This is a genomic window from Pseudophaeobacter sp. (assembly GCF_039971195.1).
Taxonomy (GTDB): domain Bacteria; phylum Pseudomonadota; class Alphaproteobacteria; order Rhodobacterales; family Rhodobacteraceae; genus Pseudophaeobacter.
In genome coordinates, this window is record NZ_JBDWPJ010000219.1 from 1 (window position 1) to 26,711 (window position 26,711).

Below are 26,711 nucleotides of genomic sequence, written 5' to 3' on the forward strand. Positions count from 1 at the left end.
GCATTGACCTGGGCCAAACGCTTAGCGGAGCCAGCCAGCAAGAACCGATCTTCAAACAGCTCCTCCTCCACCAGACCCGGCGCGCCGCTGGGCAGAGCCATGATGGCCACATCCAGCGTTCCTTCCTGCAAAGCTTCGAGAAGCCGTTCGGTTCGCGCTTCACGCACCTGAATACTCAGCTGCAAATCATGCGCTCGCAGATCCGCCAGCAATCCCGGCAGAAGATAGGGCGCAATGGTTGGGATCACCCCCAAAGACAGGCTGCGTTGACCACTGCTTTGGTCCCGTGCCAGACGGTCCAACTGACCCGCAGCCTGCAGAATCTGCTCTCCTCGGCTCAGCACCGAGCGGCCAAGCGGTGTCAGGATCACATCCCGGCTGCGCCGCTCAACCAGGGTACCGCCCATCAAATCCTCTAAGGCTTTGATTTGAACAGAAAGAGCTGGCTGGGAGATATGGCAGGCCTGCGCCGCGCGGCCAAAATTCCGGTGCGTGCTCAGGGCCTTGAAGTATTCAAGCTGTCGAAGGGTAAATCTCATAGCTGCAGATTATCAAAACTCTAGAGGGCTACAATAGGTTCTTATTCCGCTGGCCATTTGCGCGAGGCACTGCCAGGTGAGACAGAGCCAAAACCCGGCAAGCGCCTAACCAATCATCTGGCTTTTGCGTCCTTCCTCGCCCTTTTTGTCCATCTGTTCGTAAAAGGACTTAAGCTGAGACAGGGCGATCCGCAGCACGATCTTTCCTGAACGCGCCGACCAGCCCAGCTGGCGTTCGGCAGTCTCGAGCCCTTCGAGATGGCAACAGCAGCGCAGAGCAATGTCGCTCAGACCAGAGCCAAGGGTTGTCAGCGCCTCTGCCGCCCGTTTTTTGGCGGCACTGGACGCGGGGTTTTCAGGTGCAGGCATCGGGCGGCCACAGCTGTCAGCCCCCGAAAAATAGGCTTCATTCTGCGCCAGATGTTCCCCGACCTGTGCCAGTTCAAAATCTTCGCGCAGACGCTTCCCAGCCTCGACCAACTCCTTGGGCAAAAACGGCTCGCCGCTTTTGTCCAGCAGTCGCCCCAGCATATCCAGCGGCGTCTCTCCCAGGCCATAGCGCATCCTGCGCTCTTTTTGGCGGGGAAGCAGCGCAGGCCTGAAGGGGCTGGCCGGCTCACCAAATCCCTGCTCCAATTCTGCCCGTGCCAGGTTTTCACGGCTTGCCATCAGGCGGCTGTAAGTCGCCCGGCCCGAAGGCGTGATGTGATAACGGCGCAGACGTCCAGGCCGGGTACAGCTGATCCAGCCCAGCAGCGCCAGAATGCCAGCCCCCCCCTGCTCCACCACCAGTTTGCTGGTCTCTGCCCTGCCCTCGCGAACTACAACAGCCTTTTCCATTCCCTCTGCAACTGCCAGAACCGACCCGGTCTGGCACAGGCGGGCAAGCACCTCCAGCGACCGCGCCTCCACCTCTTCTTTGGCCTCTGAAAGCCAATCTTTTCCTTTTGATGCTTGATGGAAAAACTCTGTGGCAAGCTCACTCAGAACACGGTCAATCAAAGGGTCATCACGGCGGTTTTCGACGCGGCGCACCTGTCGCAGGACCGTGGAAGGGTGGCAATTCAGATCACGTGCCAATTGCCGAATCGAACAGCCAGATTCGGTATGTTCCAGATACCGCTGTACCTCTGCAGGTACCCATTCGGGCAGTGACAATGCCGACTGTTTACGCATGTTTACTGGTCTCCGGTCGTCAGTCAGGCAAACAGTTCACAACCCGCCCCCATAGTTACCCACAGATTCGGAGTGGTTACTCGCCTGATTTTCAACAGAACTTTGAGTTATCCATCATTGTTTCCATATTTTGATCAATCAACCGACAATAGACCGTTCGCCGAACCACCCCATTCGGCAACACGCGCATTGGTTGTGCTAAAGACATCCTCACACGCTTCTCATAAGGAGTAATTCAATGCAGGATGTATTGAGCCGCCTGAGATCGCTCCACCGGCCAAGGCTGCTGGTTCGGACCGCTCGCATCGGTGCAAACGGCTACAGCCGGGACCGGGATCTGCAACGCATTTTGAGCTATGGCAGCCCGCCACGCCCAGCCGTGGCAATCATTCGGCTGATGGAGTTGGAAGAAGAAATCAATCGCCAACGGCTCAGTGGAGACGCCGGATATACCATCCCCCGCCATGTTGACGTTTTGACCGCCCTGATGGGCGAGGCTGACTATTTGGGCCGGCCTGAGGTGGACAAATCAACTGAGACGAACAGTGAGACTGTTGAAGCACAAGAACAACGCCAGAAAACCGGCGCAAAAAAGGCGACACCTGAACCAGGGGCCGCCTTTCATATCTCGCCTTAAACGGGAGCCGATGTTCCGTTTAGCGCACCATTAATTCTACATGAAACTGTCAGGAGCTGCGGCCTTTTTCTCGGCAACATAGCTTTCCAGCGCCTCTTTGATCGCCGGATCCAGCGCTGGTGCCTGATAGTTCGACAATAGGTAATCGACGCGGTTGCTGGCCAGAGAATAGGTGTCGCGGGCGCCTTCCTCTTCCCAGGTCTCAAAGGGTTTGTAATCCAGCAGGTCCGACTTCCAGAAAGCGGTTTTGAAGTTCGCCTGGGTATGGGCGCAGCCAAGATAGTGGCCGCCGGGCCCGACTTCGCGGATGGCATCCATCGCCTGAGCCTCGGCATCCATATCGACACCCTTGGCCAACCCGTGCAAAACGCCCAACTGGTCGGCGTCCATGACAAATTTCTCAAAATCCGCCACCAGCCCCCCTTCGAGCCAGCCGCAGGAGTGCAGCATAAAGTTCACCCCGGACAAAAGCCCCATGTTAAGCGAATTGGCGGTTTCATAGGCCGCCTGCGCATCTGGCAGTTTGGAGCCGCAGAAGGAGCCGGAGGAGCGGAACGGCAGGTTCATCCGGCGGGCCAACTGGCCGGCCCCATAGGTGATATGGGAGGCCTCAGGTGTGCCAAAGGTCGGCGCGCCGGAGTTCATGTCGATGGAAGTCACCATGGCGCCAAAGATTGCCGGCGCACCGGGGCGGACCAGCTGGCTATAGGCAACCCCGGCCATGACCTCGGCCAGAACCTGCGTCAGAGTACCAGCAATCGAAACCGGCGCCATGGCACCGCCAACGATAAAGGGCGAGATGATGCAGGCCTGATTGTTGGCCGCATAGACTTCCAGGGAGCCCATCATCACGTCATCAAAGGTCATTGGCGAGTTGATATTGGTCAGCGAGGTCATGACGGTATTGTTCTGAACGAACTCTTTGCCAAACAGGATCTCGCACATCTCCACCGAATCCTGTGCCCGGCTGGGCTCGGTCACGGAGCCCATGAAGGGTTTGTCCGACAGGGTCATATGGGCCAGCAGCATATCCAGGTGACGCTTGTTCACCGGCACATCGGTGGGCTCGCAAACGGTCCCGCCAGAATGGTGCAACCATTTGGACATATAGGCGAGTTTTACAAATTTATTGAAGTCTTCCATGGTGGCATAGCGACGCCCGCCCTTGGCATCGCGCACAAACGGCGGGCCGTAGACAGGTGCCAGCACCATGTTTTTGCCGCCGATAACAACGGATTTTTCCGGATTGCGGGCGTGCTGAGTGAATTCAGCCGGAGCGGTTTTGCACAGCTCCCGCGCCAGGCCACGCGGGATGCGAACCCGTTCGCCCTGCACATCAGCACCAGCATCACGCCAACGCTGCAGCGCCGCCGGGTTGTCAACAAAGTTGACGCCAACCTCTTCGAGGATGATGTCGGCGTTGGTCTCGATGATCTCAAGCGCCTCTTCGGACAGAACCTCGAAGTTGGGGATATTGCGCTGGATGTACTTTGCGGTCTCGATCTTAATGCTCGTACGTTCCGCGCGGCGGGCGGCGCCGCCGCCACCTCGGCTCCGACGACGTGGTGCTTCTTCAGCCATGGTCTGCCCTCTTGAAGGAATTGCGTTGCAGGATATTTAGCCCGCCCCTCACAAGCGCCGCCGAAGGATAACGGCCTGTCAGGTTGGAAAGCGACATCCATGGTGCAATTTTGGTCGCCAGATCGTACCAGAGCGGCCCCTTTGCTCAGCGCTTTGCAGCGATTGCCAACCGCCGGAGCCCCATCGGCAGGCATCCGCCCTCTCAAAGGGAATAAATCCATCCCCGGTGCGCACCAAAGCCATCTGTGCCCTTGCCAGAGCGCAGCACAGGGCCTATGAGCCAAACATGAGCCAGACATCCCATGACCGCCTTCTAATCATAGACTTTGGCAGCCAGGTTACGCAGCTTATTGCGCGCCGCCTGCGTGAGCTGAATGTCTATTGCGAAATTCACCCCTACCAGAACGTCACAATGGAATTTGTGCGCCAGTTGGCGCCTAAGGCCGTGATCTTCTCCGGTGGCCCAGACAGCGTGACCCGCGAGGGCAGCCCCCGCGTACCACAAGAGATATTTGACTACGGTGTGCCGATCCTCGGCATCTGCTATGGTCAGCAGGTGATGATGCATCAGCTGGGCGGTCAGGTCGACAGCGGCCATGGCACCGCCGAATTTGGCCGCGCCTATGTAAAGCCCACCGTGGCTTCGCTGCCGCTGCTGGAGGGCTGGTTCCAGGACGATGAAGACCGCGAACAGGTCTGGATGTCGCACGGCGATCACGTCAGCAAGATTGCACCGGGTTTTGAGGTCTACGGCACCTCGCCAAATGCGCCCTATGCCATCACCGCAGATGTCAGCCGCAATTTCTACGCGGTGCAGTTCCACCCCGAAGTGCACCACACCCCCAATGGCGCCAAACTCTACGAGAACTTTGTGCGTCTGGCCGGGTTTAGCGGCGACTGGACCATGGGTCTGTACCGCGAGCAGGCCATCGAAGCCATTCGCGAACAGGTTGGCGACAAACAGGTGATCTGTGGGTTGTCCGGCGGCGTTGACAGCTCGGTCACGGCTGTGTTGCTACACGAAGCCATTGGCGATCAGCTGACTTGTGTTTTTGTTGACCATGGCCTGCTGCGTAAGGGTGAGGCCGACGAGGTCGTCACCATGTTCCGTGACAACTACAATATGCAGTTCATCCACGCGGATGAGCAGGACCTGTTCCTGGGCGAACTGGAAGGCCAGTCTGACCCTGAGACCAAGCGCAAGATCATCGGCAAGCTGTTCATTGATGTGTTCCAGAAACATGCCAATACCATCGACGGGGCCGAGTTCCTAGCACAGGGCACGCTCTACCCGGATGTGATTGAATCGGTGAGCTTTTCTGGCGGACCTTCAGTGACCATCAAAAGCCACCACAATGTTGGTGGCCTGCCCGAGAAGATGGGTCTGAAACTGGTTGAACCGCTGCGCGAGCTGTTTAAGGACGAAGTCCGTGCCCTTGGCCGTGAGCTTGGCCTGCCTGCCAGCTTTATTGGCCGCCACCCCTTCCCCGGTCCCGGCCTGGCAATCCGCTGCCCCGGTGAGATCACCCGCGAAAAGCTGGAGATCCTGCGTGAGGCCGATGCGGTCTATATCGACCAGATCCGCAAGCACGGTCTTTACGATGAAATCTGGCAGGCCTTTGTTGCCATTCTGCCCGTCCGCACTGTCGGCGTAATGGGCGATGGCCGGACCTATGATTTTGCCTGCGCCCTGCGCGCGGTAACCTCGGTGGATGGGATGACTGCAGATTACTACCCCTTCACTCACGAGTTCCTCGGCGAGACCGCCACCCGGATCATCAACGAGGTGAAGGGTATCAACCGATGCACCTATGACATCACCTCCAAGCCTCCGGGCACAATTGAGTGGGAATAACCCTCACCCAATGACGTAAGATCTAAACCCCGGCCCAGTGCCGGGGTTTTCTTTTGCCGTCACGGAACTCTGCCGCCCATTGACCTTTTGGTTGTGAAAGGGTTCCAGTGGCCAGATCCCCCTGCCCCAAAGGAAAACCTGATGACGGCTGAGACCAAAATCCTGCAAGCCGGCCTGTGGATGACCGGCGCGATTGCCTCGTTTTCCGCCATGGCCATTGCCGGACGCGAGGCCGGGCAGAGCCTGGATACCTTTGAGATCATGAGCTATCGCAGCCTTGTGGGGCTGACGATTGTGGTGCTTGTGATCAATTTCAAAGGCCTTTGGGGTGAGGTCAAAACAGATCGGCTGGGCAGCCACCTACTGCGCAATATGGCCCATTTCACAGGGCAAAACCTGTGGTTCTATGCTGTGACCTTGATCCCGCTAGCGAAGGTCTTTGCGCTGGAGTTCACCTCGCCGCTCTGGGTGGTGGTGCTGTCGCCGCTTTTGCTGGGCGAACATCTGACCCGCATTCGCGTGCTCTCGGCGGTGATGGGCTTTATCGGTATCCTGATCGTCGCCCGCCCCTCCCCGGAGACCTTGAATGTCGGCGTGGTTACTGCCGCCAGCTGTGCCATTTTCTTTGCGCTCACCGTGATCTTCACCAAACGTCTGACGCGGCATGAAGGCATTGCCTCTATCCTGTTCTGGCTGACCTCAATGCAGTTGGTCATGGGGCTGGTCATGGCAGGTTGGGATGGCGATATTGCCCTGCCGAGCCTCGCCATCCTGCCCTGGGTGTTGCTCATAGGTCTGGCCGGGCTGGCGGCGCATTTTTGCTTTACCAATGCCCTGGCCATCGCGCCTGCAACCGTAGTTGTACCGTTTGATTTTGCGCGCCTTCCCGTGATCGCAGTTTTGGGAATGCTTATATACCGTGAGGACCTAGATCTCTGGGTTTTTGTAGGTGCGACAGTTATTTGTCTGGCAAACTACTTCAACCTGAGGGAAAGCCACTCACAAAGTCTCGCCGAAAAGTGAGCGCAAACCGCACAAACTTCCCCGTAGGTTAAGGTTGAAAGGCCCGACATCCTCCCAACATGTCGCAAGAATGCACAATTACGTGGAGGAAGTGATGAACAGATCCTATTTTCGCACACTGACTATGGTGGCAACAGTCACTGCGGCTACGACAGCTCAGGCCGGCGGGATTAACCGCACCGGACAGTCAACCGATTTACTTTTCGAAAAGGGAAATTACCTGGAATTTTCCATTGGCCGGGCTGACCCCAGTGTCAGCGGCCGCGATGTTGGATCGCTGAACCCGGCGCAGACCCCAAGCGGCGGTGTTGCCTTGGCTTTAATCAGGTGGCCGCGGGCCTAAAGATGGACCTCAATGATCGGCTGTCCCTTGCCCTGATCTATGACCAGCCTTGGGGCGCGGATATCAGTTATGCCCCGGCGGCAGGCAGCCCCACCACGCCGGGGTCTGTGCTGCTGGGCGGCACCCAGGCCTTTGCGGAATCGGACGCTATAACCGGGCTGCTGCGCTACAAGTTCAACGACCGTTTCAGCCTGCACGGCGGCTTGCGTTGGCAACAGATCGAAGGCAATCTCACCCTCGCGGGGGCAGCCTATGGCGCCGCAAGCGGCTACCGGGTGAGCTTAGATCGCGACAGCGCCTTTGGCTGGGTCATTGGCGGCGCCTATGAGATCCCGGATATCGCGCTGCGGGTTGCCCTGACCTATAACTCTGAAATCGAACATGATTTTAGAACCCGCGAAAATTCGGCTCCGGGCGTGGTCTCCAACACAACAACCAAGACACCGCAATCGGTGAACCTGGATTTCCAGACCGGCATTGCTGCCAATACCCTCTTGAGTGCAGGCATTCGCTGGGCTGATCACAGCGTCACCAGCCTGCGCCCATCGGACCTGAATGCAGAGCTGATCGACCTGGAAGATTCCACCACCTTCAGGCTGGGGCTGGCGCGGCGTTTCAACGCCAACTGGTCCGGCTCTGTGACCTTTGAATATGAAGATGGCGGCAGCGATGATCTGGTCTCTCCGCTTGCCCCGGTCAATGGCTTTGAAAGCATCGCCCTGGGCCTGCAATACACTCAGGATAAGTTCAAGATCTCAGGCGGTGTCCGTTACACCCGGCTGGGGGATTCCTTTTCCGAGATCGGCGGCTCCGGTGTGGCACTCTCTAGCTTCAACGACAACGACGCGGTGAGCTTTGGCATCAAGCTAGGGTATAGTTTTTAACCCCGCCAGAGCACAAACATCAGGCAGGCAAGCGCTTTCCGGAGCCTTGAAGGCATGGTTCTTGCCTGCCAATTTCGCCTGATCCAATTGACCCGCGTAGCCCAGAGGACTAGCAAGGCTTGAAACCAAAACAGTCTGGAATGCCTATGCTCTATTCTTCTGCACAGGAGTGGCGCGATGCGCCGCAAAAGCGCGTGTTGTTCTTTGGCATGTCTGGCCTGGGAAAAACCTATGTCAGCAATATCCTGCGCGGCGCTGGCAGCTGGTTTCACTACTCCATCGATTACCGCATCGGCACCCGCTACATGGGCGAATATATCGCCGATAACGCCAAGGCCGAGGCGATGAAAAACCCGTTCCTGCGTGACCTTTTGCTGTCGGATTCCATCTATATCGGCTCCAATATCACCTTTGAAAACCTGACACCGGTCTCCTCCTATCTGGGCAAGCCGGGGGATGCTGCCAAGGGCGGACTGGACATCGAAGAATATCGCCTCCGTCAGGATCAGTTCCGCATGGCCGAAGTCCATGCGCTGCTGGACACCCAGTATTTTGCCGACCGCTCCACCCGGCTTTATGGCTATCCCAATTTCATCTGCGACACCGGCGGGTCGATCTGCGAATGGGTAGATGCCAATGACCCAAAGGATCCAATCCTAAAAGCGCTGTCCCAGCAGTGCCTTATGGTCTGGATCAAGGGCGATGAGGCCCATACCGAGGAACTGATCCGCCGCTTTGACCGCGCGCCAAAGCCAATGTCCTATCAGCCGGAGTTCCTGGCTGCCGTTTGGGAAGACTATCTCAACCAAATGGGCCTATCAGGGGGGGGTGTTGACCCTGATGCCTTTATACGCTGGACCTATGCTCAGGCCCTGGCCCACCGCCAGCCGCGCTATGAGGCCATGGCGCGGAACTGGGGCGTCACCGTGACCGCCGATCAGATCTCTGCGGTCAAAAGCGAGGGTGATTTCAATGAGTTGATCGCCCAGACACTTGAGGCCTGAGCGAAACACCCTTATTTCTGTGCCTTCTTAACTCTTATTCCCTATCGAGGACCTGACATGCCTATCAAGATCCCTTCTGACCTGCCCGCCTATGACGTTCTAACGAACGAAGGCGTCATGGTCATGTCGCCGGATCAAGCGGCGCGTCAGGATATCCGCCCCCTGCGCATTGGCTTGCTGAACCTGATGCCCAAGAAGATCCAGACGGAAAACCAGTTTGCCCGTCTGATTGGCGCCACACCGCTGCAGATCGAACTCTCGTTGATCCGCATGACCGAGCATCAGACCAGAAACACCGCCGCAGAACATATGGAAGAGTTCTACCATTCGTTTCAGGAGGTTAAAGACCAGAAATTTGACGGGCTGCTGATCACCGGTGCCCCCATCGAACATATGCCCTTTGAAGAGGTCACCTATTGGGACGAGCTCTGCGAGGTCTTTGACTGGACCCAAACTAATGTTCAATCGACCTTTGGCGTTTGTTGGGGCGGCATGGCGATGATCAACTATTTCAACGGCGTGAAAAAGCACCTACTGGACCACAAGGCCTTTGGCTGCTTCCGGCACAAAAACCTGGCCGAGGCCTCGCCTTTCCTGCGTGGCTTTTCGGATGATTGCGTCATTCCAGTCTCGCGCTGGACAGAAATCCGCCAGGATGAGATCGACCTCCGCCCCGGCCTGACCACCCTGCTGGGCAGTGACGAGGCTGGCCCCTGCCTGGTGCAAGACCCAGATCACCGGGCGCTCTATATCTTCAACCACTTTGAATATGACAGCGACACCCTGAAACAGGAATATGATCGCGATGTCGCCAGTGGCACCGAGATCAATGTGCCGCAGAACTACTACCCCGGGGATGACCCAAGCCAGGCGCCGCAGAACCGTTGGCGCAGCCATGCGCATCTGCTTTATGGCAATTGGATCAACGAGATCTACCAGTCGACGCCTTTTGATATGGCAGATATCGGGAAGTAGACCCCCTATGACGACGCGCTGTCAGTTCGGCTCTGGCCGCTGCCTGACGTGCATCTTGGAGGGCGAGGTAAAAGCGATTCACATCTTTCGCCCTTTTGCCCTATAAGGGACTGACGAGAGAGGAGTTTTCCCATGAAACTGCCATTTGACGGCGCCATCAGCCGCTACTTCAAAGACAAGGCTCCCAAGGCCGTCGCCAAGCGGATCAAAGGCAGTGACAAGGATGACATCCTCGCCAAGGATTTCCCCTATGCCGAGCGTATGGGACGCAAGCAGTATGAGAAGGAAATCAAGGCGCTACAGGTCGAATTGGTCAAGCTGCAGGCCTGGGTCAAACAGTCTGGCGCCCGCATTGCCATCGTTTTTGAAGGCCGGGATGCGGCTGGCAAGGGCGGCACTATCAAACGGTTTCGCGAGAACTTGAATCCCCGAGGTGCCCGTGTCGTGGCGCTTTCCAAACCCAGCGAGCCCGAACAAAGCCAGTGGTATTTCCAGCGCTATATCGACCACCTGCCCTCGGGCGGAGAAATCACCTTTTTTGACCGCAGCTGGTACAACCGCGGCGTGGTGGAACATGTCTTTGGCTTTTGCACCCCAGATCAGCGCGACCGTTTCTTTCGCCAGGTTGGCGGGTTCGAAGAGGCGCTGGTGGATGATGGCATCATCCTGTTCAAATTCTGGCTCAACGTCAGCCGCCCGGAACAGCTGCGCCGCTTTTTGGCCCGGGAAAGCGACCCGCTCAAACAGTGGAAGCTGAGCCCGATTGACGTGAAAGGGTTGGAGAAATGGGACGCCTATTCCAGCGCCATAGGGGAGACGTTGAGCAAGAGCCATAGCCCGCATGCGCCCTGGCAGGTGATCCGCTCAGACGACAAACGTCGCGCGCGGCTGGCTGCCATTCGCACTGTCCTGCATGGCATTGATTACAAAAACAAAGACAAGAAAGCCATCGGGCCGTTGAATGACCTGATCTGCACGGGGCCGGAAAACTGGGATGCCTAAGCGCGGCTATCATCACGGCAATCTGCGCCAGGCCCTGGTCGAGGCGGCCCTGCGCCTGATCGAGCTCAAGGGCCCCACCGGCTTTACCCTGTCGGAAGCGGCGAAACAGGCTGGTGTAACACCGGCGGCGGTCTATCGCCATTTCGAGGGCCGCGAAGATCTGATCGCCGAAGCCGCACGTCAGGGTTTTTTGATGTTTGCCGATCTGATGCAGCATGCCTATGACAAATACCAGCCCTCACCGCTGGCCGCCTTTGAAGCCACAGGCCGGGCCTATCTGGCCTTTGCCCGCAAACATCCCGGCCATTACATCGCCATGTTCGAGAGCGGGATCTCCAGCAACCGCACGCCGGAACTGGCCAATGCCGCCTTCCGCGCCCGCAGTATTCTGGAACGCGCCGCTGACGATCTGAGCCAACAGATCCCGGAAGAAAAACGCCCGCCTGCCTCGATGTTTTCGGCCCATATTCTGGCGATGAGCCACGGGGTGGTGGAGCTCTATGCCCGCAACACCCCCGGTGCTACTTCGCCCTTTCCACCCGAAGATCTCTTGGAAACCGGCATTGGCATCTACCTGCGGGGCCTTGGCCTGATCGACCGGGACTGACCCCTACAAGCAGCCACCACCCTGCCTTCCCATTTAGATTTCTTGCACAGAAACCTCAGGCCAAGGCGTGCAAAACGCAAAAAGGGCCCGCCAATGGCGAGCCCTCTGATCCAAAAGGACCTTTGTTCTTTAGCGCTTGGAGAACTGGAAGGAACGACGCGCTTTGCGGCGGCCAAACTTCTTACGTTCAACAACACGGCTGTCGCGTGTCAGGAAGCCAGCGGCTTTCAGAGCACCGCGCAGGGCCGGATCATAAAGCTGCAGCGCTTTGGACACACCGTGCTTAACCGCACCGGCCTGACCGGAAAGACCGCCACCTTTGACTGTCGCATAGACGTCAAACTGGTCTTCGACACCGGCAACCGTGAACGGCTGGCGCAGGATCATCTGCAGAACCGGACGGGCAAAGTAATCTTTCATTTCCTTGCCGTTCACCACAACCTTGCCGGAGCCAGGCTTGATCCAGACGCGGGCAACCGCATCTTTACGCTTACCTGTGGCGTAGGAGCGGCCCAGTTCGTCACGAACGGGTTCACGGGAAATGGTTTCTTCGGCGATCACTTCGACGCCAGCAACGGCGCTCAGCTCTTCGAGAGTGTTGATCTGATCAGACATCGATATCAGCTCCGCGTGTTTTTCTTGTTCATGGACTTCACGTCCAGAACTTCAGGCGCCTGGGCTTCATGCCCGTGCTCGGTGCCAGCATAGATGCGCAGGTTGGTCATCTGCTGACGCGACAGGCGGTTGCCTGGCAGCATGCGCTTGACGGCCTGATAGACAACACGCTCGGGGTGCTTGCCTTCCAGGATTTCCTGCTTGGTGCGGGACTTGATGCCACCGGGGTGACCGGTGTGCCAGTAGAAGTGCTCATCGCGCTTCTTGCCGGTCATCTGGATTTTTTCAGCATTGATCACGATGACATTGTCACCCATGTCCATATGCGGTGTGAAGGTTGCTTTGTGCTTACCGCGCAGGCGCATGGCGATAATCGAAGCGAGACGGCCCAGCACCACGCCTTCGGCGTCGATGATGATCCATTTCTTGTCGATATCTGCCGGTGTAGCAGAGAAGGTTTTCATGGCAGGTCAATCCTGTTTGTCGTGACGACGCAAGAAAAAGGTCAAGCGCCCGATTTGATGGAGAGGGTGTAAGCCCATCCACCCGCTACGTCAATGCGCACAATCAGATTTAAACCTTTATTTTTCAGGATGTTACAAAATAGGTATAATATTACCCCACCCTGAACCTCGTAAAAAACCACCACAGCTTGTTGCACTTGCGTATCAACACACAAGCACCCAAACTCATGCCCTTGTTCGACTTTTGAAATCAAGTAGGAAGCAAAAAACAACTTAAAAGGCACCACCTTGAAACATACTACCCTAAAAACCTTGCCCATCCTTCTGCTTTTGTCTGCCTGCATGGAAGGGGCCCCAATTAAACAGCCCCCAGTCACGGTATCCCTGAAGACAGAAACCGCAGCCAACCGGGTTGTTGGCTACACAGAACCGGTTGTGCGGACCTTTGTTCCTAAAGAACTGACGGAAGAGGAAAAGCAGCAGTATCTAGAAGACCCGCATTTGAAACCAATCGGCGTTGAACGCATCGAAATTTCTGGTGCTACCTGTGTGATCGACACCGCTGAGTTCTCGGCACAATTCCAAACTCCAGCAGTCGTCCGCCTGCCCAAGTTCCATGGCAAGCCTTCAAAACTGCGGATGAGCTGTAAAACACCAGAGCTTTCGACACATTTCACCCACAATCCATCGCTTGATGGGGTCATTGTAGGCGGAGCCTCTGTTGCTGGGCTAGTGGCCGCTGCAGTAACGGCAGGGATCGCAGCCAGCAAGGACAATTGGTCCTACAGTGCCGACGACATTATTGTCTGGGTCAACCTGGAGGACTAAAGACTCCCCTTGCCTGCGCCCGTCCCTTTAAAAGGGCGCAGGTTCTCCCCCAATTAAACGCTGATCTGTTCGGGCGGATTGTCCAAAAGCGCGCGCAGCCGCAGCATGGCTTCCTCGAACCGCTTCAGGCTCACATGGCCATTGACGCAGATGCGCACTGCATTGGGCGCGCGCCCGTCGCGCAGGGCAAATTCATCTGCCGAACGGATCTGAACCCCATCGGCCTCTGCTGCGCGGGTAAAGGCAGCAGAACGCCAGCCCGCTGGCAGCTTCAGCCAAACAAAAGGCACCTCGTCGTTCCAGACCAGCTCAAAACCACCGAGGGCATTCACTGCAACGCGGACGTATTTCGCCATTTCCTTGCGCACTTCCGAGGCCAGGATCTTGGTGCGGGGATCCGATAGCAGGATACGGGTTATTTCCGCCAGTGGCTGCGCCATACCAAAAAAGCTGTACTCAGCCGCCCGGCGCAGGTCCTGTGAACGGCCCTTGGCTGCGAGGGCAAAACCAACCCGCAACGCAGGCGTCAGGTTCTTGGAGATCGAAAACACATGCCAGGTCATATCCGGAGCCAGCGCCCGGTAGCTTGGCGCCCGCGCCTCCCCCATACGGTAGCAATCATCCTCGAGGATCTGCACCCCGTGGCGACGCGCAACTTCGACAATTTCCTGCCGCCGTTTCAAGGGGGTAAACAGCCCGGTGGGATTGTGCACTTCCGGACTGGTACAAAGCACCTGAGCGCCGGTTTTGCGAATGGCCAGCTCCAGTGAGGCTGGTACAATCCCATGTTCGTCCATCGCCACGCCGACCACTTTGGCCCGCAGCAGCTCTGCAGCGCGGCGGAAACCGGCGTAGGAGAGATCCTCTACCAGGATCACCGGCTGGGGATCCCGCAGCAGGGTTTGCAAGACGGTCAGAATTCCGTTTTGCCCCCCGTGGGTCAGCACCACATCCGCCTCTCCCAGCGGCCCAAGCGCCTGACCTTTGAGCCAATGCACCACCGCTTCGCGCACTGGCAGATAGGCGTCGCGGGTTGGATAGTTTAAGAACAACAGTGGATCGCTTTGCGCTACCTGCGCCATGGCATCCCGCAGCGCCGCGACCTGCCCAACATCCACCATACGTGGGCTGAAAAGACTAACGTGATGAGGGTCTTTGGCCTCTTGCAGATGTAGCTGGCGGGACCAGACATCATCCATCACCCGGCTTTGCTTTTCCGCCACAAAGGTGCCACGCCCAACCTCGGCTTGCAGCAGGCCCTCGTCTGTCAGCAAAGTATAGGCCCGCGCCACAGTGCCCGGCGTGATCTTGAGCTGATAGGCCAATTCGCGCACTGGCGGCAGCTTGGTTCCGCTTTGCAAAACACCATCACAGACCGCACCACGGATGGTATCAGCCACCCGCTGATATTTTGGTCCTGACCTACCCTCAAGATCCGGCGCCCAAATTGTACCCATTACAATCCATCCTTAGACAGTCGCGTTTAGTTATTGTATCAAAATCCTGTAACAGACAATCGGGATTGTATCAACACAATAAAGGACCAAGATCATGACAATCACTGCAACCCACAGCCCCAGCCATACCTCTTACCTGAACAGCCGCGCCACCCTGCCCGTGCTGGCGCAGGCCGCGGTCGCTTTTGCAGTCCTGGTCACCAAATGGTCCAACCGTCAGCGCAGCCGCAAGCACCTGCGCCATCTTAGCGCAGAGCAGCTAAAAGACATTGGGGTCTCCCGCCAAGATGCTCATTATCAAGGAACTCTTCCGTTCTGGCGCCCTTGATCCCCTGGGCAATGGAACAAACTTATGGCCGGGGCTTGTCCCCGGCCTTTTTTGTATCTGCCTTGTTTACAAGGCCGAAGCGGCCTAGGCTTCCACTGGAACCTATATTTGAAACTCCAGATTTCAGCGCCTCGTTGTTAACCCTTTTAACCCCTGCTTAACGTTTTCGCTTGATCGAATCTGTTGCCCTGCCTAGATGCGCCTCACTTTCGGTACCGATCCCAACCCCGAATCCGTATTCGGGGGGGCGCTAAGGACCGGCTGGATTTCAATCTACTGGAACGAAGGGGAGTGTCATGAAAGACGCCAACCTCTTCCAACTGGGGATCGGTCTGGAGACTGGCGCCCAAGAGGAAGACACCACCCGCGGGGCTACCCCCGCGCAACTTGATGCACTTACAGCTACAGAACGTGAGGATCACTTTGTCCGTCGCGATGGCAAGATCTTTGCCGGCACCCATCTCATCATCGAGGTGATGAAGGGCACGGGCCTGGATTGCGAAGCCCGCATTCAGGATGCGTTTCGCAAATCGGTCAAAGTCTGCGGTGCCACTCTTTTGCATATTCACACCCATAAATTCTCCCCACAGGGGGTTTCTGGCGTGGCCGTGCTCGCCGAGAGCCATATCACCGTGCACACCTGGCCAGAAATTGGCTATGGCGCCTTTGATGTCTTTATGTGTGGCGATGCCGATCCCTGGAAGGCCGTGGATGTGCTGAAAGACTGTTTTGAAACCGCCGATGTCACCGTGCGCGAATTGTTGCGCGGTGAGGAACTGGTCTCAAAGGAGAGTGCAGCATGAGCGATACCAAGAGCGAGACCTGGGTCACCGAGCGGTTGCATGATCACTACGCGCAGTCCCTGCGTGCTGACGCCGTTCTTTATGATAGCAAGACCGACCACCAGCGCCTGAAAGTGCTGCAGAACGGTACCTTTGGCCGCATTCTGACACTGGACGACGTGGTGCAAACCACCGAGGGCGACAATTTCATCTATCACGAGATGCTGACCCATGTGCCTATTCTGGCCCATGGCCATGCAAAACGCGTGCTGATCATTGGCGGTGGCGACGGCGGCATGGCCCGCGAAGCGCTGCGGCATGCCGCGGTCGAGCAGGTCACCATGGTGGAAATCGACGCTGGCGTGGTGGATTTCTCCAAAGAATACCTCCCCATGTTGAGCCAGGGTGCCTTTGACGATCCGCGCCTCAATCTGGTGATCGCCGATGGCGCCGCCTTCATGCGAGATACTGAGGACAAGTTCGACGTGATCATCGTCGATTCCACTGATCCCATCGGCCCCGGTGAAGTGCTTTTTAGCAACAGTTTTTACGGTCATGCGGCACGCGCGCTGAGTGAGGATGGCATCATCGTCACCCAAAACGGCGTGCCCTTCATGCAGGGTGATGAGCTCACAGGCACATTGCGGGCGTTTCAGGCGCTGTTCACAGACTGCAGCTGCTATCTGGCGACCATCCCGACCTATGCAGGCGGACCAATGGCCTTTGGCTGGGGCAGCCACAGCAAGGCGGCACGCGAGGTCTCTCAACCCGTGCTGGAAGCCCGATTTGCAGCGGCAGGCCTGACAGCGGAGTATTACACACCCGAGGTTCACAAGGCCGCCTTTGCCCTGCCCGGCTATGTGAAAAAGCTGTTCCCGTAGCCGACGGAAAAATGAAGCAACATTAGGGGCCCTAGGGCCCCTTTTTGCTGGCTAGGGGGCACATCGGTCTTTCACCATACGCGGATTACGCCGCCCCCAATCGGTGAACAGATCTGCCATGATGGTCCCGGTCAGCCGCTCGATCATGGCCGAGGTGACCTCGCAGCCTTCCTGGCGACCAAAGGCCACCACCTCATCGCCGATCTTTACATGGGGCAGCCGGGTCACATCCACAACTGCGGAATTCATCGAGACCTGCCCCAGCACCGGACAGGCCTGTCCCCGGATCAGGACTTCTGCTCGGCCAGACAGCTGGCGACTAAAACCATTGGCATAGCCCAGGGCAACATTGGCCAGCACCCTGTCCCGACGCAACACACTGGTGCGATCATAGCCAATGGTGCTGCCCTTGGGGTAGCAGCCAACGCTAATCACCTGGGATTTCAGGGTTAAGGCCGGGCGAAAATCTGGTTCAGGTCCGGCGATACCAAACAGGATCGCGCCACAGCGCATCATGTCGACCCCGGGGTTTGCTCCCGCCATCAGGGTGAGCGTGCTGCCGGCATGGGTCAGGACATCCGCGCGCCGCAACGCACTATTGGCAAAGATCCAGGCCAGGTCCTGCTGAAACCTCTGAATACTATCGCTCAGATCGCCTGGAAGGTTTGATGGAAAATGGGTGCAGAGCCCAGCGATCTTTCCAGCCGCCATGTTCAGAATTTCCACGCAGGACTGCCGTCCAGCCGCGGTAGACAACTCCAGTCCGTCCCGCGACATGCCCCCGGCATTGAGCGAGATATGGAGCCGCGGCAGCGCCCCATGGCCCAAATGCGCGATCAGCGCCTGCAGCCCCTCTTCGGTACCAATCATCTCTTCGACATCCTCAGGCCGAACCGCCGCTACCTCTGCAGGGGTCGCGGTACGCAGACGGAGGATAGCCCCCTGATACCCCGCACCACGCAAAGCGCGGGCTTCAGAATTGGAGGCAATCCCAATATGGCCAACCCCCTGTGCAATCAAAAGGGAGGCAATGTTTTCAATACCATGCCCATATGCGTCTGCCTTGACCACGGCACATAGCCGGGTTTGTCTGGGCAAATGCGACAGGGTGCTTTCCAGGTTCTGAGCAAGATGCTCTTGTGAGATCTCGCACCAGGCCCCCTCTGCCACTGGCGAGGAGTCTTGGCGCGCAGGGGTTGGCAAACTCTTAGCCATGTGTCCGGCCCAGCAAATGCTGCAGGATGTGGCACAGCAGTGTCACCCCAATCGGGGTCAAGGCATCCGGAAAGTCAAAATTCGGATTGTGCAACTGCGGTTGATCTTTGCCGGAGCCGATAAACACCATGGCGGATTTGGCACCATCCAGACCAAAGCGGCCAAAATCCTCGGACCAGCGCATGGGCGCTGCCATGGAATACCGCGAGAGGCCGAGCTGAGTGGCTGCGGCATGAACGGTTTTGAGGGCAATGGGGTCATTCACCGTGGCCAGGAAAATATCGTGCCAGCTGACACGGGCATTGATCTCTCCGTTTTGGCTGCGCATCTTCTCCAGGCTCAGAGCCAGCTGTGCCTCTGCTTCGCTGACCAACTGATCCATTCTTGTGTCGGTCTGGCTGCGCAGGGTCATGCGGATCTCCCCCGCCCCCGGCGCGATGCCAAAACTTGCCTCTCCCAGATTGGCATGGGTGAGGGTCGCCAGCGCAAAACCCTCTCCCATCGCGCCACCGGGCCCCAGAGCAGGTAAAAGCTGCATCAGCTCTGCCATGGTCAGGGCGGGCGAGACACCATCCTCGGGCGCTGCCGCATGGGAAGTTTTTCCCAACAGGCTGATCTTCATCCCCCGGGAGGCGCAGTTGCTCACCCCACTACAAAGGCCAATTTCCCCCAAGGGGCGCCCAGGAACATTATGATAGGCAAAGGCAAAATCAGGCCGGATCTCACCCCAACGCGGGTCTGCAATCACCGCTGCGGCTCCGACGCCAGTCTCCTCGGCCGGTTGAAACAGTAGGATTACGCGGCCCTTTGTGGGGCGTTTACGTAGCGCCAGCGCGACGCCCAGCACCATCACCATATGGCCATCATGGCCACAGAGATGCCCCTTGCCCGCAACTTGCGACCGGTAGGGTGCATCTGATACTTCCTGGATCGGCAGGGCATCCAATTCGCAGCGGATCATCACTGTTGGACCGGGCTCATGACCCAAAAACTCAGCCGCCACACCATGGCCGCCAAGCCCACGCCAGATCCGATCTGCCCCGGTGCGCTCCAGCTCATCAGCCATACGCGCTGCGGTCTGCGCCTCTTCGCCTGACACCTCAGGGGTTTGGTGCAACTCCCGGCGCAGGGTCCGAAGGTATTCATGCTGGGTAGTGTTCAGGGCAGATGTCATGTCGGATACTTTCTGGGGCATGGTCAAATCACCGAGGCGTCAAAGGGCGGCCTGATAGCCGGAAAGGCATCGGGTCAAATTGACACCAAGGCTGTCGCTGAGATAACCGCCTTCCTGCACAAAAAGCACCGGAATCCCGAGCGCTGCAAAGGCGGCGCCAATCCGCGAGAATCCATCTTGGGTGACCGCCAACCCCTGAAACGGGTCATCCACCGAGGCATCCAACCCCAGCGCCACCACCACAACATCGGCGCCAAACAGTGTCACCCGCTCCAGGCCAGTGTTCAGCGCTTTGAGGAAGCCCGCATCATCGGTGCCCCGCGCCAGAGGCAGGTTGAGGTTGTAGCCCATGCCGCGCCCCTCGCCGCGCTCTTGGGTGTGACCCCAGAAGAAGGGGTAAAATCGATCCGGATCCGCATGCAGCGACACCGTCAGCACATCGTCGCGGCCATAAAACATGCCCTGAGTGCCATTGCCATGGTGCACATCCACATCCACAATCGCCGGGCGCAGCCCCGCCGCGCGCAGGCGCTGCGCCGCGATGCCGGAATTGTTTAGGAAGCAAAATCCGCCCGCCATATCCGCAAAGGCATGATGGCCCGGAGGTCGTGCCAGCACATAGCCAGATTGGCCCCCATCAATCAGAAGATCCGCGCCGGAAATGGCGGATTGCGCCGACCAATAGGCGGCCTCCCAGGTGCCTTTGGCAATGGGACATGCGGTATCTGCCTGGTGGTAGCCCGACTGGCCTGTGGCGGATTTTGGATAACCATCTCTGCGATTGGCCGGGTGGATATTGGGGATCACCTCTTCTCCGGCGCCATCAATATACTGCCAGCGGCGGTAGATGTTTTTGAGAAAGGTCAGGTACTCAGCCGTGTGAACCGCCGCAATTGGCCCCAGCCCTGCATCCTTAGGCTCTTCAAATTGGCAGCCTGCCGCCTCGGCACCTGCCTTTAGCACCTCGATGCGTTTGGGTTGCTCTGGGTTGGGTTGCTGGCGGCCATTGGCCATAAAATGCTTGGGGTCATGGTGCCATTGCCGCGCGTCAAATATCGCTTTCATCTGCCTGTCCTGCCTTTTTCTTTCATTCAAATCGCGGTGCGATCGCCACCTTTGAGGCCCAGCATCGCGCGGGCCTCAGAGGGGCTGGCCACCTCACGGCCCAGTTCTTCGACGATGCGGCGGATCTTGCGCACCTGTTCAGCATTGTCGCGCGCCAGAACCCCGCGCGAGATCATCAGGCTGTCCTCCAGCCCCACCCGGACATGACCTCCCATGGCCGCCGCCATGGTGATCAACGGCATCTGTTGCCGCCCGGCGGCCAGCACCGAAAACATATAGTCCGCACCAAAGAGCTTGTCGGCAATCACCTTCATATGCATGAGGTTTTCCGGATCCGTACCCATGCCGCCCAAGACGCCAAAGACAAACTGGATAAACAGCGGTTTTTGCACCAGCCCCCGGTCGACAAAATGTTTGAGCATATAGAGATGACTGATGTCATAGCACTCAAACTCAAATCGGGCGCCGCGTTCCCCCCCAAGTTCCGTCAGAATTCGGGCGATGTCACGCGGGGTGTTTTTGAACACCAGATCATCAGAACCTTCCAAAAACGGCTGTTCCCAGGGGTGTTTCCATTCGGAAATCCGCGCTGCGGCAGGGTAAAGCGCAAAGTTCATACTGCCCATATTAAGGCTGCACATCTCCGGCTCCACCCGTTTTGGCGCGGCAAGCCTTTCGTCCAGGGTCATCACCGCACTGCCGCCGGTCGAGAGGTTCAGCACCGCATCGCAGGACTGTTTAAGCTGCGGCAGAAAAGCCATGAAATCTTCTTCGCGCGCCGAAGGCTGGCCGGTTTGTGGATTGCGAGCGTGCAGATGCAGGATCGAGGCCCCAGCCTCAGCAGCCTGCTGGGCCTGGTCAAAGATTTCATCCGGTGTGACAGGCAGATGCGGCGACATCGACGGGGTATGGATGGAGCCGGTCACGGCGCAGGTGATCAAAATTTTGCTCATGGGTCAGCCTGTTTTGAGGGCAGAATGAATGTCTTGGCTGAACTGTTGCAGACTGGCGTCCAGGCCTTCGATGATTTCGTCAATATGATCTGAATTCACGGTCAACGGCGGGCAAACCAGAATATGGTCACCCTTGGTGCCGTTCCGGGTGCGGCGCGAATAGACGATCAGCCCGCGTTCATAGGCCAGATCAACAAACCTCTGATGGACATTCAGTGCAGCGGGCAGCGGTTCTTTGCTGTCGCGGTCCGCCATGAATTCAAAGGCCGTCAGCAGGCCCTTTCCGCGCACATCACCAATTAGTTCATGTTTTTGCATCAGGTCGTTCAGGCGCGCCAAAAGGCTCTCGCCCATCGCGGCGGCATTGGCACAAAGCCCCTTCATTTCGATGGCATTCACCACCGCCAACCCGGCGGCACAGGCCAGGGGATTGCCGGCATAAGTAAAGCCATGGGCAAATCCGCCTTGCGCCAGGATCGGCTCAACCAGGCGCTCATCGGCGATCACAGCCCCTAAGGGCATATAACCAGCCCCCAGACCTTTGGACATGACCACAATATCCGGCTGCGCCTGCCAGTGATCCGAGCCGAGAAATTTACCCGTACGCCCGGCCCCGGTCATCACTTCGTCCATGATCAGCAGGATACCATGGCGGGTACAGATCTCACGGACGCGCTCCATATAGCCCTGCGGTGGCACCAGCGCCCCAGTTGAAGCCCCTCCTATTGGCTCAACAATGAAGGCAAGCACGCTGTCGGGCCCCTCGGCTTGGATCTTGGCCTCGAGCATATCGGCATAGTGGTGGCCAGTGGCCGGATCATTGGCATCCAGCCCATCCAAATACGCATGAGGAGCGGGGATTTTGGGCATCTCTTGCATCATTGGCGCAAAGGGCCTGGTCAAGGGCGCATAGCCTGTCACAGCCAGGGCCCCAAGCGTGCAGCCATGATAGCTGGGACTGCGTGAGATCACTTTCCAGCGGTTCCCCGCGCCGGAGGCCAAAGCGTATTGCCGCGCCAGTTTGATAGCACTTTCCACCGCCTCAGACCCGCCAGAGACAAAAAACACCCGATTGAGATTTCCTGGCATCTTGTCAGCCAGTTTTTGTGCCAACTGCTCGGAGGCTTCGGTTTCAAAATGCAGCCGGTAGCCAAAGGTGGATTTCTCCATCTGGCGGCGCATCGCAGTGAGCACCTCTTGGTTGGAGTGGCCGATATTGCAGACCATCGCCCCGGAAGAGCCATCCAGGTAGCGTTTTCCGTCCTTGTCCCACATGTAGACGCCACGGGCCTGATCCAGAACTGGTCGGCGCCCACCGGCCTGATAGAATAGATTGCTCATGCTTTGCTTTCCAAGTTTCCCCACCGCTCCCCCAGCAAGGCTCTGCGCTGCAGAAATCCACCTGCAACAGGCCGACGCCCGGATTACGGTCTTGAAGGAACCATGGGAGAGCCGTTACTATAGATCAAATAGATAATTGGAATTCTTGATATAGCGAGCCTCTATGCAGGAAGATGACCCCCACTACGCACCCGAACGGATCGCCCGAGAGCTGGACTGGAACCTGCTGCGCACCTTTGTGGTTCTGGCCGAAAGCCATTCCGTCACCGATGCCGCCAGCCAGTTGCGGCTAAAACAACCCTCTGTTTCTACGGCTTTAAAGCGGCTCGAGGACCGGGTTGGCCGCAAGTTGATCAACCGCTCTCCGGGGCACTACGCGCTGACCGAGGCCGGTCGATTGCTCTACCGAGAGGCGGTCGAGATCAATGGTTCAGTCCTGCGCCTCTCGACCTTGATGCGGGAAATGACCGATGACGTACGGGGTCATGTGCGCATTGCCATGGCCAGCCATGTGGTCTCGCCGCTGATTGATCAGGCCCTCACCGGGTTTCACCGGGATCACCCGCTGGCCACACTCAAAATCGAAGTGCTTTCCAGCTCCAAAGCCATTGCCGAGGTGGCTGCCAAACGCGCCTCCTTTGCCATCTGCCTGGTCGGAGATCACAATCCCAACCTGGAATACAGACGGGTGTTTCGCGAATACTTTGGTCTGTTCTGTGGCCCGCCGCATCCGTTGTTTGGCCGCGATGACCTGACCATTGCCGACCTCGAAGGGCATTCCTCGGTCAGCTTTGAAACCGACCGGCTGCAGGATGTGCTGAAACCCATTACGGTGATGCGGGCGCAGGCGGCGCTAGGGCAAAAGATTACCGGGGTCTCCAGCCATCTGGAAGAAGTGCGCCGGATGATCGTCTCTGGCCTTGGCGTTGGCCCGCTGCCGATCCACGTGGCAGAGCGGGATCTGCGGGACGGCCAGCTTTGGCAGGTGCCCCCCTATGAGGATCTGCCGCCCATCGATGTCTATCTGGTCTGGAGCGAGCGGGCGACCAAGAACCGCGCCGAGCAGATCCTGATCGACCGCCTGTTGGCCGCCATTGACGCCACCCCAATAGAAGACCGCAGCTATCGCTAGCCTCGCTAGGCCTGCTGGCCTGCCAGATGTTTGCGCAGGAAATTCTGCGTGCGTTCATTCTGTGGGTTGCGAAAGATCACCTCTGGCGGGCCTTCCTCGACCACAACGCCCTGATCCATAAACAACACCCGGTCGCAGACGCTTTCGGCAAAGCCCATCTCGTGGGTCACAATGATCATGGTCATATGTTCCTCGGCGAGCTTTTTCATCACCAGGTTCACTTCTTCCACCAGCTCCGGATCCAGCGCCGAAGTGGCTTCGTCAAAGAGCATCACCTTGGGCTTCATCGCCAGCGCACGGGCAATTGCCACCCGCTGTTTTTGCCCGCCTGAAAGCTGCGACGGATAGTAATCGATCCGCTCCAGCATGCCCACCTTGTCCAGCTGCTCTTCGGCCAGCGCATTGGCCTGGGCATCGGAGAGACCTTTGAGCATCTTCGGCGCCAGGGTCACGTTTTCGCGTACCTTCAGGTGTGGGAACAGGTTGAAGTGCTGGAACACCATGCCAATTTCCTGGCGCACCTCATTGATATGTTTCTCATAATGGCGGTGCGGCAGGCTCTTGTTGATCTGTTTGTCTTCCAGCCAAATCTCACCACCTGAGAGCGGATCGAGATCATTGATCGCCCTCAACAAAGTGCTTTTGCCCGACCCAGAGGGGCCGATGATGGCTACGATCTGGCCGCGCTCCACCTGCAGGTTGATGTCCTTCAGCACCTCCAGGTTGCCAAAGCTCTTCTTGGCGTGGCGGATATCGATAAAGGGGGTCTGGTCGCTCATGTCTCTCTCCTGCCCGCTCATTTTGAAGCCTGAATGCGGCGTTCGACGCGGCGCAATACAGCCTCCATGGCGAGGTTGATGATATAGTAGATCGCCGCCACCAGGACGTAGAATTCAAAAGGTCGGTAGGTGCTGCCAATGGCCCTCTGGGCAGACAAGGTCAGCTCTGACACGCCGATCACGGAAACCAGGGCTGAATCCTTCAGCAGGGCAATCATATTGTTGCCAATTGGCGGGATCACATCGCGCACGGCCTGTGGCACCACAACTTTGCGCAGCGCCTGCATTCGCGACAGGCCCAGGGTGCGGGCGGCTTCAATCTGACCCTTGTCCACGGCCAGGATGCTGGTCTGGAACAGTTCCGAGTTATAGACAGCAAAATGCAGCCCCAGCCCGATGACCCCGGCGACAAAGGCAGGCACATCAATACCGATCTGCACCAGGCCAAAATAGATCAGAAACAGCTGCAACAGCAGCGGCGTGCCCAGAAACAAGAAGGAAAAGGCGCGAAAGGGCCAGCGCACGACAGGCGGCGCATAAAGCGCGGTGACCGCCAGAAAGATTCCACCAAAGAAGCTGACGATGGCAGCCCCAACAGTGATGGCGATGGTCCAGAGCGCGCCCAAGAGCACGATGTCGAGGTATTTAGGAATGACGCTAAAATCGAGTCCCATGGTCTGTCCTTTCCCCGATCAGTTCAGGCGGGCTTTGCGGTCGGCCCAGTTCACTGCCAGCCCGACAACATAGATGATGATCATGTACAAAAGGCCTGCGATCAGGAACATCTCGAAGGGCTTGTAAGTAGACCCGATGTAGCGCTGCGCCGTATAGGTAAGCTCCACCACCGAAATGGCCGCTACCAGCGCAGTGCTTTTGATCAGAGTATTGAAGTTCACCCCCAGCGGGCGGATCATCAGGCGCATGGCCTGGGGCAGGATGACATTGCGCATTGCCTGCGCCAGACTCATGCCCAGGGTGCGGGCCGCCTCGCCCTGCCCCTTGTCCACTGCGATAATGGCGCCGCGCATGGTCTCGGTCATATAGGCGCCAACATTGACCCCCAGGCCAATGACCCCTGCCTCAAAAGCATCGAGCTGAATGCCAATCTGCGGGCCGCCAAAATATAGGATAAACAGCTGGATCAACGCCGGAGTGCCGCGAAACACACTGACATAGGCCGCGCCAAGAAATCGCAATACTGGAAATCGAGAGAGCCGGGCCGCAGTACCAAGCATGGCGCAGGTCAGCCCCAAGAGCGCAGTCAGCACCGACAGCAGAATGGTTATCCAGGCCGCCTCCAGAAAGAAGGGAAAGACCCGTTGCATCAAGGCATAGTCCACTGTCGTCTGTCTCCTCAAACCACGCTTTTTCTGTGATACCCAGCGTCATGGCGCAGGGATCCAGCGCTTCTAACGGCCCCGTTCAATACACCTACTCAGGTCTAAAACGGGGCCGCATTTTCGATGGTTTAGCGAATATCGCCACCAACCCATTTGTTGGCAATCTCGAGATAGGTGCCATCTTCCATCATTGCGTCCAGCGCGCCCTGCATGGCTGCAGCCAGCTCTGGGTTGCCTTTGCGGATGGCGATGCCGGCGCCAAATTCTTCGGTCTCAAAATCGGTGATCATCACATAATCTTGGCCGGTTTCCTTCATTGCCAGAATGGCGGCAATCGAATCGTTGACGATCACATCGACACGACCATGTTCCAGCTCCAACAGCAGCTCTGGCAGGCCTTTATAGGTGCGCACGTCATAGCCCATTTCACGGGCCCAGGCCTCGTGGGTTTCGCCCAAGGTCAGGCCGACTTTGGCCTCTCCCAGCGCCGCTGCCGAAGTGATGCCGCCCGGCTTGGCAAAGATGGCCCGTTTGGTTGTGTAATAGGGGCCAACAAAATCAACCACTTGCTCACGCTCTTCGGTGATCGACATGGAGCCAACAATGGCGTCGTATTTATTGGCCAGCAGACCGCCGATGATGCCATCCCAGGCAGTGGTGACGATTTCCACTTCAACGCCCATGCGCTTGGCAATCTCAGCACCAACGGCCGGGTCAAAGCCCACAACCTC

At 57.8% G+C, this 26,711-nt stretch carries 28 protein-coding genes; 13 read left to right on the plus strand and 15 right to left on the minus strand.

Annotated elements, in window-relative coordinates; all coding sequences use genetic code 11:
* Together ABJP42_RS18955 and ABJP42_RS18960 are read right to left on the minus strand one after the other, a co-directional pair.
* Positions 1-539, minus strand: a 539-nt coding sequence (locus tag ABJP42_RS18955) for a LysR family transcriptional regulator (protein WP_348343216.1), incomplete at its 3' end; no start/stop codon positions are given.
* A gap of 105 nt (positions 540-644) precedes the next feature.
* Positions 645-1,715: a DUF6456 domain-containing protein gene (locus ABJP42_RS18960; protein WP_348343218.1), complete on the minus strand. Its 1,071-nt coding sequence runs from the start codon at positions 1,713-1,715 to the stop codon at positions 645-647.
* 238 nt (positions 1,716-1,953) lie between these two features.
* Here ABJP42_RS18960 and ABJP42_RS18965 point away from each other — a divergent pair, with 238 nt between their 5' ends.
* Complete coding sequence (locus ABJP42_RS18965) at positions 1,954-2,352, plus strand: DUF6477 family protein (RefSeq protein ID WP_348343220.1); 399 nt, start codon at positions 1,954-1,956, stop codon at positions 2,350-2,352.
* A 36-nt stretch (positions 2,353-2,388) separates the two neighbouring features.
* Here the strand turns inward: ABJP42_RS18965 and ABJP42_RS18970 are convergent, their stop codons facing one another.
* A complete protein-coding gene (locus tag ABJP42_RS18970; RefSeq protein WP_348343222.1) occupies positions 2,389-3,933 on the minus strand; it encodes a trimethylamine methyltransferase family protein in 1,545 nt (514 codons plus the stop codon).
* Between the two features lie 286 nt (positions 3,934-4,219).
* On the opposite strand from ABJP42_RS18970, the gene guaA reads away from it, so the two are divergent.
* The 7 genes from guaA (at position 4,220) to ABJP42_RS19005 (ending at position 11,626) form a co-directional block, all read left to right on the plus strand.
* A complete protein-coding gene (gene guaA, locus ABJP42_RS18975; protein ID WP_348343224.1) occupies positions 4,220-5,788 on the plus strand; it encodes a glutamine-hydrolyzing GMP synthase in 1,569 nt (522 codons plus the stop codon).
* A gap of 141 nt (positions 5,789-5,929) precedes the next feature.
* Positions 5,930-6,811 (plus strand): DMT family transporter, encoded by an 882-nt coding sequence (locus ABJP42_RS18980; protein ID WP_348343226.1) that lies wholly within the window; start codon positions 5,930-5,932, stop codon positions 6,809-6,811.
* A 345-nt stretch (positions 6,812-7,156) separates the two neighbouring features.
* The gene (locus ABJP42_RS18985) at positions 7,157-8,038 is read left to right on the plus strand and encodes an aromatic hydrocarbon degradation protein (protein ID WP_348343228.1); all 882 of its coding nucleotides are present in this window, start codon (positions 7,157-7,159) and stop codon (positions 8,036-8,038) included.
* 146 nt (positions 8,039-8,184) lie between these two features.
* Complete coding sequence (locus tag ABJP42_RS18990; protein ID WP_348343230.1) at positions 8,185-9,042, plus strand: ATPase; 858 nt, start codon at positions 8,185-8,187, stop codon at positions 9,040-9,042.
* Between the two features lie 57 nt (positions 9,043-9,099).
* Positions 9,100-10,017 carry a homoserine O-acetyltransferase MetA gene (gene metA / locus ABJP42_RS18995; protein WP_348343232.1) on the plus strand — a complete coding sequence of 306 codons (918 nt, stop codon included), beginning with the start codon at positions 9,100-9,102 and terminating at the stop codon, positions 10,015-10,017.
* Between the two features lie 132 nt (positions 10,018-10,149).
* A complete protein-coding gene (gene ppk2, locus ABJP42_RS19000) occupies positions 10,150-11,019 on the plus strand; it encodes a polyphosphate kinase 2 (protein ID WP_348343234.1) in 870 nt (289 codons plus the stop codon).
* On the plus strand, positions 11,012-11,626 hold the full coding sequence (locus ABJP42_RS19005) for a TetR/AcrR family transcriptional regulator (RefSeq protein WP_348343236.1): 615 nt from the start codon (positions 11,012-11,014) through the stop codon (positions 11,624-11,626). Before ppk2 ends, ABJP42_RS19005 begins: the two co-directional genes overlap by 8 nt.
* A 129-nt stretch (positions 11,627-11,755) precedes the next feature.
* Here the strand turns inward: ABJP42_RS19005 and rpsI are convergent, their stop codons facing one another.
* Complete coding sequence (gene rpsI, locus ABJP42_RS19010) at positions 11,756-12,241, minus strand: 30S ribosomal protein S9 (RefSeq protein ID WP_122073590.1); 486 nt, start codon at positions 12,239-12,241, stop codon at positions 11,756-11,758.
* A 5-nt stretch (positions 12,242-12,246) separates the two neighbouring features.
* On the minus strand, positions 12,247-12,705 hold the full coding sequence (gene rplM / locus ABJP42_RS19015; protein WP_122073589.1) for a 50S ribosomal protein L13: 459 nt from the start codon (positions 12,703-12,705) through the stop codon (positions 12,247-12,249).
* A gap of 288 nt (positions 12,706-12,993) precedes the next feature.
* On the opposite strand from rplM, the gene ABJP42_RS19020 reads away from it, so the two are divergent.
* Positions 12,994-13,533 carry a hypothetical protein gene (locus tag ABJP42_RS19020; protein ID WP_348343238.1) on the plus strand — a complete coding sequence of 180 codons (540 nt, stop codon included), beginning with the start codon at positions 12,994-12,996 and terminating at the stop codon, positions 13,531-13,533.
* 53 nt (positions 13,534-13,586) lie between these two features.
* Here ABJP42_RS19020 and ABJP42_RS19025 read toward each other — a convergent pair whose 3' ends face one another.
* Complete coding sequence (locus tag ABJP42_RS19025) at positions 13,587-14,990, minus strand: aminotransferase-like domain-containing protein (RefSeq protein WP_348343240.1); 1,404 nt, start codon at positions 14,988-14,990, stop codon at positions 13,587-13,589.
* Positions 14,991-15,084: 94 nt separating this feature from the next.
* On the opposite strand from ABJP42_RS19025, the gene ABJP42_RS19030 reads away from it, so the two are divergent.
* From ABJP42_RS19030 to speE, 3 genes are all read left to right on the plus strand, one after another.
* Positions 15,085-15,318: a DUF1127 domain-containing protein gene (locus ABJP42_RS19030; RefSeq protein WP_348343242.1), complete on the plus strand. Its 234-nt coding sequence runs from the start codon at positions 15,085-15,087 to the stop codon at positions 15,316-15,318.
* Positions 15,319-15,614: 296 nt separating this feature from the next.
* Positions 15,615-16,121, plus strand: a complete 507-nt coding sequence (gene speD, locus ABJP42_RS19035) for an adenosylmethionine decarboxylase (protein WP_348343244.1) — start codon at positions 15,615-15,617, stop codon at positions 16,119-16,121.
* Entirely contained in the window at positions 16,118-16,981 is an 864-nt protein-coding gene (gene speE, locus ABJP42_RS19040) for a polyamine aminopropyltransferase (protein ID WP_348343246.1), read from the plus strand. The genes speD and speE overlap by 4 nt, the downstream gene beginning before the upstream one ends.
* 51 nt (positions 16,982-17,032) lie before the next feature.
* Here speE and alr read toward each other — a convergent pair whose 3' ends face one another.
* From alr to ABJP42_RS19065, 5 genes are read right to left on the minus strand one after another with little or no spacing between them, the layout of a single operon-like run.
* A complete protein-coding gene (gene alr, locus ABJP42_RS19045) occupies positions 17,033-18,196 on the minus strand; it encodes an alanine racemase (protein WP_348343248.1) in 1,164 nt (387 codons plus the stop codon).
* Complete coding sequence (locus ABJP42_RS19050; protein WP_490363240.1) at positions 18,189-19,391, minus strand: amidohydrolase; 1,203 nt, start codon at positions 19,389-19,391, stop codon at positions 18,189-18,191. The genes alr and ABJP42_RS19050 overlap by 8 nt, the downstream gene beginning before the upstream one ends.
* A gap of 18 nt (positions 19,392-19,409) precedes the next feature.
* A complete protein-coding gene (locus ABJP42_RS19055) occupies positions 19,410-20,435 on the minus strand; it encodes a histone deacetylase family protein (RefSeq protein WP_348343249.1) in 1,026 nt (341 codons plus the stop codon).
* Positions 20,436-20,461: 26 nt separating this feature from the next.
* The gene (gene kce / locus ABJP42_RS19060) at positions 20,462-21,388 is read right to left on the minus strand and encodes a 3,5-dioxohexanoate:acetyl-CoA acetone transferase (RefSeq protein ID WP_348343251.1); all 927 of its coding nucleotides are present in this window, start codon (positions 21,386-21,388) and stop codon (positions 20,462-20,464) included.
* Between the two features lie 3 nt (positions 21,389-21,391).
* Positions 21,392-22,729 (minus strand): aminotransferase family protein, encoded by a 1,338-nt coding sequence (locus ABJP42_RS19065; RefSeq protein ID WP_348343252.1) that lies wholly within the window; start codon positions 22,727-22,729, stop codon positions 21,392-21,394.
* A 163-nt stretch (positions 22,730-22,892) separates the two neighbouring features.
* On the opposite strand from ABJP42_RS19065, the gene ABJP42_RS19070 reads away from it, so the two are divergent.
* Positions 22,893-23,861 (plus strand): LysR family transcriptional regulator, encoded by a 969-nt coding sequence (locus ABJP42_RS19070; protein ID WP_348343254.1) that lies wholly within the window; start codon positions 22,893-22,895, stop codon positions 23,859-23,861.
* A gap of 5 nt (positions 23,862-23,866) precedes the next feature.
* Here ABJP42_RS19070 and ABJP42_RS19075 read toward each other — a convergent pair whose 3' ends face one another.
* The 4 genes from ABJP42_RS19075 to ABJP42_RS19090 all read right to left on the minus strand — a co-directional run.
* Positions 23,867-24,640 (minus strand): amino acid ABC transporter ATP-binding protein, encoded by a 774-nt coding sequence (locus ABJP42_RS19075; RefSeq protein WP_348343256.1) that lies wholly within the window; start codon positions 24,638-24,640, stop codon positions 23,867-23,869.
* A 17-nt stretch (positions 24,641-24,657) separates the two neighbouring features.
* The gene (locus ABJP42_RS19080; protein WP_348343258.1) at positions 24,658-25,314 is read right to left on the minus strand and encodes an amino acid ABC transporter permease; all 657 of its coding nucleotides are present in this window, start codon (positions 25,312-25,314) and stop codon (positions 24,658-24,660) included.
* Positions 25,315-25,332: 18 nt separating this feature from the next.
* On the minus strand, positions 25,333-25,980 hold the full coding sequence (locus ABJP42_RS19085; protein WP_348343260.1) for an amino acid ABC transporter permease: 648 nt from the start codon (positions 25,978-25,980) through the stop codon (positions 25,333-25,335).
* A gap of 128 nt (positions 25,981-26,108) precedes the next feature.
* Positions 26,109-26,711 (minus strand): transporter substrate-binding domain-containing protein (locus tag ABJP42_RS19090; RefSeq protein WP_348343264.1); only part of this gene is annotated, 603 nt, incomplete at its 5' end.

Coding starts and splice junctions, on each gene's coding strand:
- ABJP42_RS18960 (WP_348343218.1), bottom strand. CDS start 1,715: ATGCGTAAACAGTCGGCATTGTCACTGCCCGAATGGGTACCTGCAGAG.
- ABJP42_RS18965 (WP_348343220.1), top strand. CDS start 1,954: ATGCAGGATGTATTGAGCCGCCTGAGATCGCTCCACCGGCCAAGGCTG.
- ABJP42_RS18970 (WP_348343222.1), bottom strand. CDS start 3,933: ATGGCTGAAGAAGCACCACGTCGTCGGAGCCGAGGTGGCGGCGGCGCC.
- guaA (WP_348343224.1), top strand. CDS start 4,220: ATGAGCCAGACATCCCATGACCGCCTTCTAATCATAGACTTTGGCAGC.
- ABJP42_RS18980 (WP_348343226.1), top strand. CDS start 5,930: ATGACGGCTGAGACCAAAATCCTGCAAGCCGGCCTGTGGATGACCGGC.
- ABJP42_RS18985 (WP_348343228.1), top strand. CDS start 7,157: ATGGACCTCAATGATCGGCTGTCCCTTGCCCTGATCTATGACCAGCCT.
- ABJP42_RS18990 (WP_348343230.1), top strand. CDS start 8,185: ATGCTCTATTCTTCTGCACAGGAGTGGCGCGATGCGCCGCAAAAGCGC.
- metA (WP_348343232.1), top strand. CDS start 9,100: ATGCCTATCAAGATCCCTTCTGACCTGCCCGCCTATGACGTTCTAACG.
- ppk2 (WP_348343234.1), top strand. CDS start 10,150: ATGAAACTGCCATTTGACGGCGCCATCAGCCGCTACTTCAAAGACAAG.
- ABJP42_RS19005 (WP_348343236.1), top strand. CDS start 11,012: ATGCCTAAGCGCGGCTATCATCACGGCAATCTGCGCCAGGCCCTGGTC.
- rpsI (WP_122073590.1), bottom strand. CDS start 12,241: ATGTCTGATCAGATCAACACTCTCGAAGAGCTGAGCGCCGTTGCTGGC.
- rplM (WP_122073589.1), bottom strand. CDS start 12,705: ATGAAAACCTTCTCTGCTACACCGGCAGATATCGACAAGAAATGGATC.
- ABJP42_RS19025 (WP_348343240.1), bottom strand. CDS start 14,990: ATGGGTACAATTTGGGCGCCGGATCTTGAGGGTAGGTCAGGACCAAAA.
- ABJP42_RS19030 (WP_348343242.1), top strand. CDS start 15,085: ATGACAATCACTGCAACCCACAGCCCCAGCCATACCTCTTACCTGAAC.
- speD (WP_348343244.1), top strand. CDS start 15,615: ATGAAAGACGCCAACCTCTTCCAACTGGGGATCGGTCTGGAGACTGGC.
- speE (WP_348343246.1), top strand. CDS start 16,118: ATGAGCGATACCAAGAGCGAGACCTGGGTCACCGAGCGGTTGCATGAT.
- alr (WP_348343248.1), bottom strand. CDS start 18,196: ATGGCTAAGAGTTTGCCAACCCCTGCGCGCCAAGACTCCTCGCCAGTG.
- ABJP42_RS19050 (WP_490363240.1), bottom strand. CDS start 19,391: ATGCCCCAGAAAGTATCCGACATGACATCTGCCCTGAACACTACCCAG.
- ABJP42_RS19055 (WP_348343249.1), bottom strand. CDS start 20,435: ATGAAAGCGATATTTGACGCGCGGCAATGGCACCATGACCCCAAGCAT.
- kce (WP_348343251.1), bottom strand. CDS start 21,388: ATGAGCAAAATTTTGATCACCTGCGCCGTGACCGGCTCCATCCATACC.
- ABJP42_RS19065 (WP_348343252.1), bottom strand. CDS start 22,729: ATGAGCAATCTATTCTATCAGGCCGGTGGGCGCCGACCAGTTCTGGAT.
- ABJP42_RS19070 (WP_348343254.1), top strand. CDS start 22,893: ATGCAGGAAGATGACCCCCACTACGCACCCGAACGGATCGCCCGAGAG.
- ABJP42_RS19075 (WP_348343256.1), bottom strand. CDS start 24,640: ATGAGCGACCAGACCCCCTTTATCGATATCCGCCACGCCAAGAAGAGC.
- ABJP42_RS19080 (WP_348343258.1), bottom strand. CDS start 25,314: ATGGGACTCGATTTTAGCGTCATTCCTAAATACCTCGACATCGTGCTC.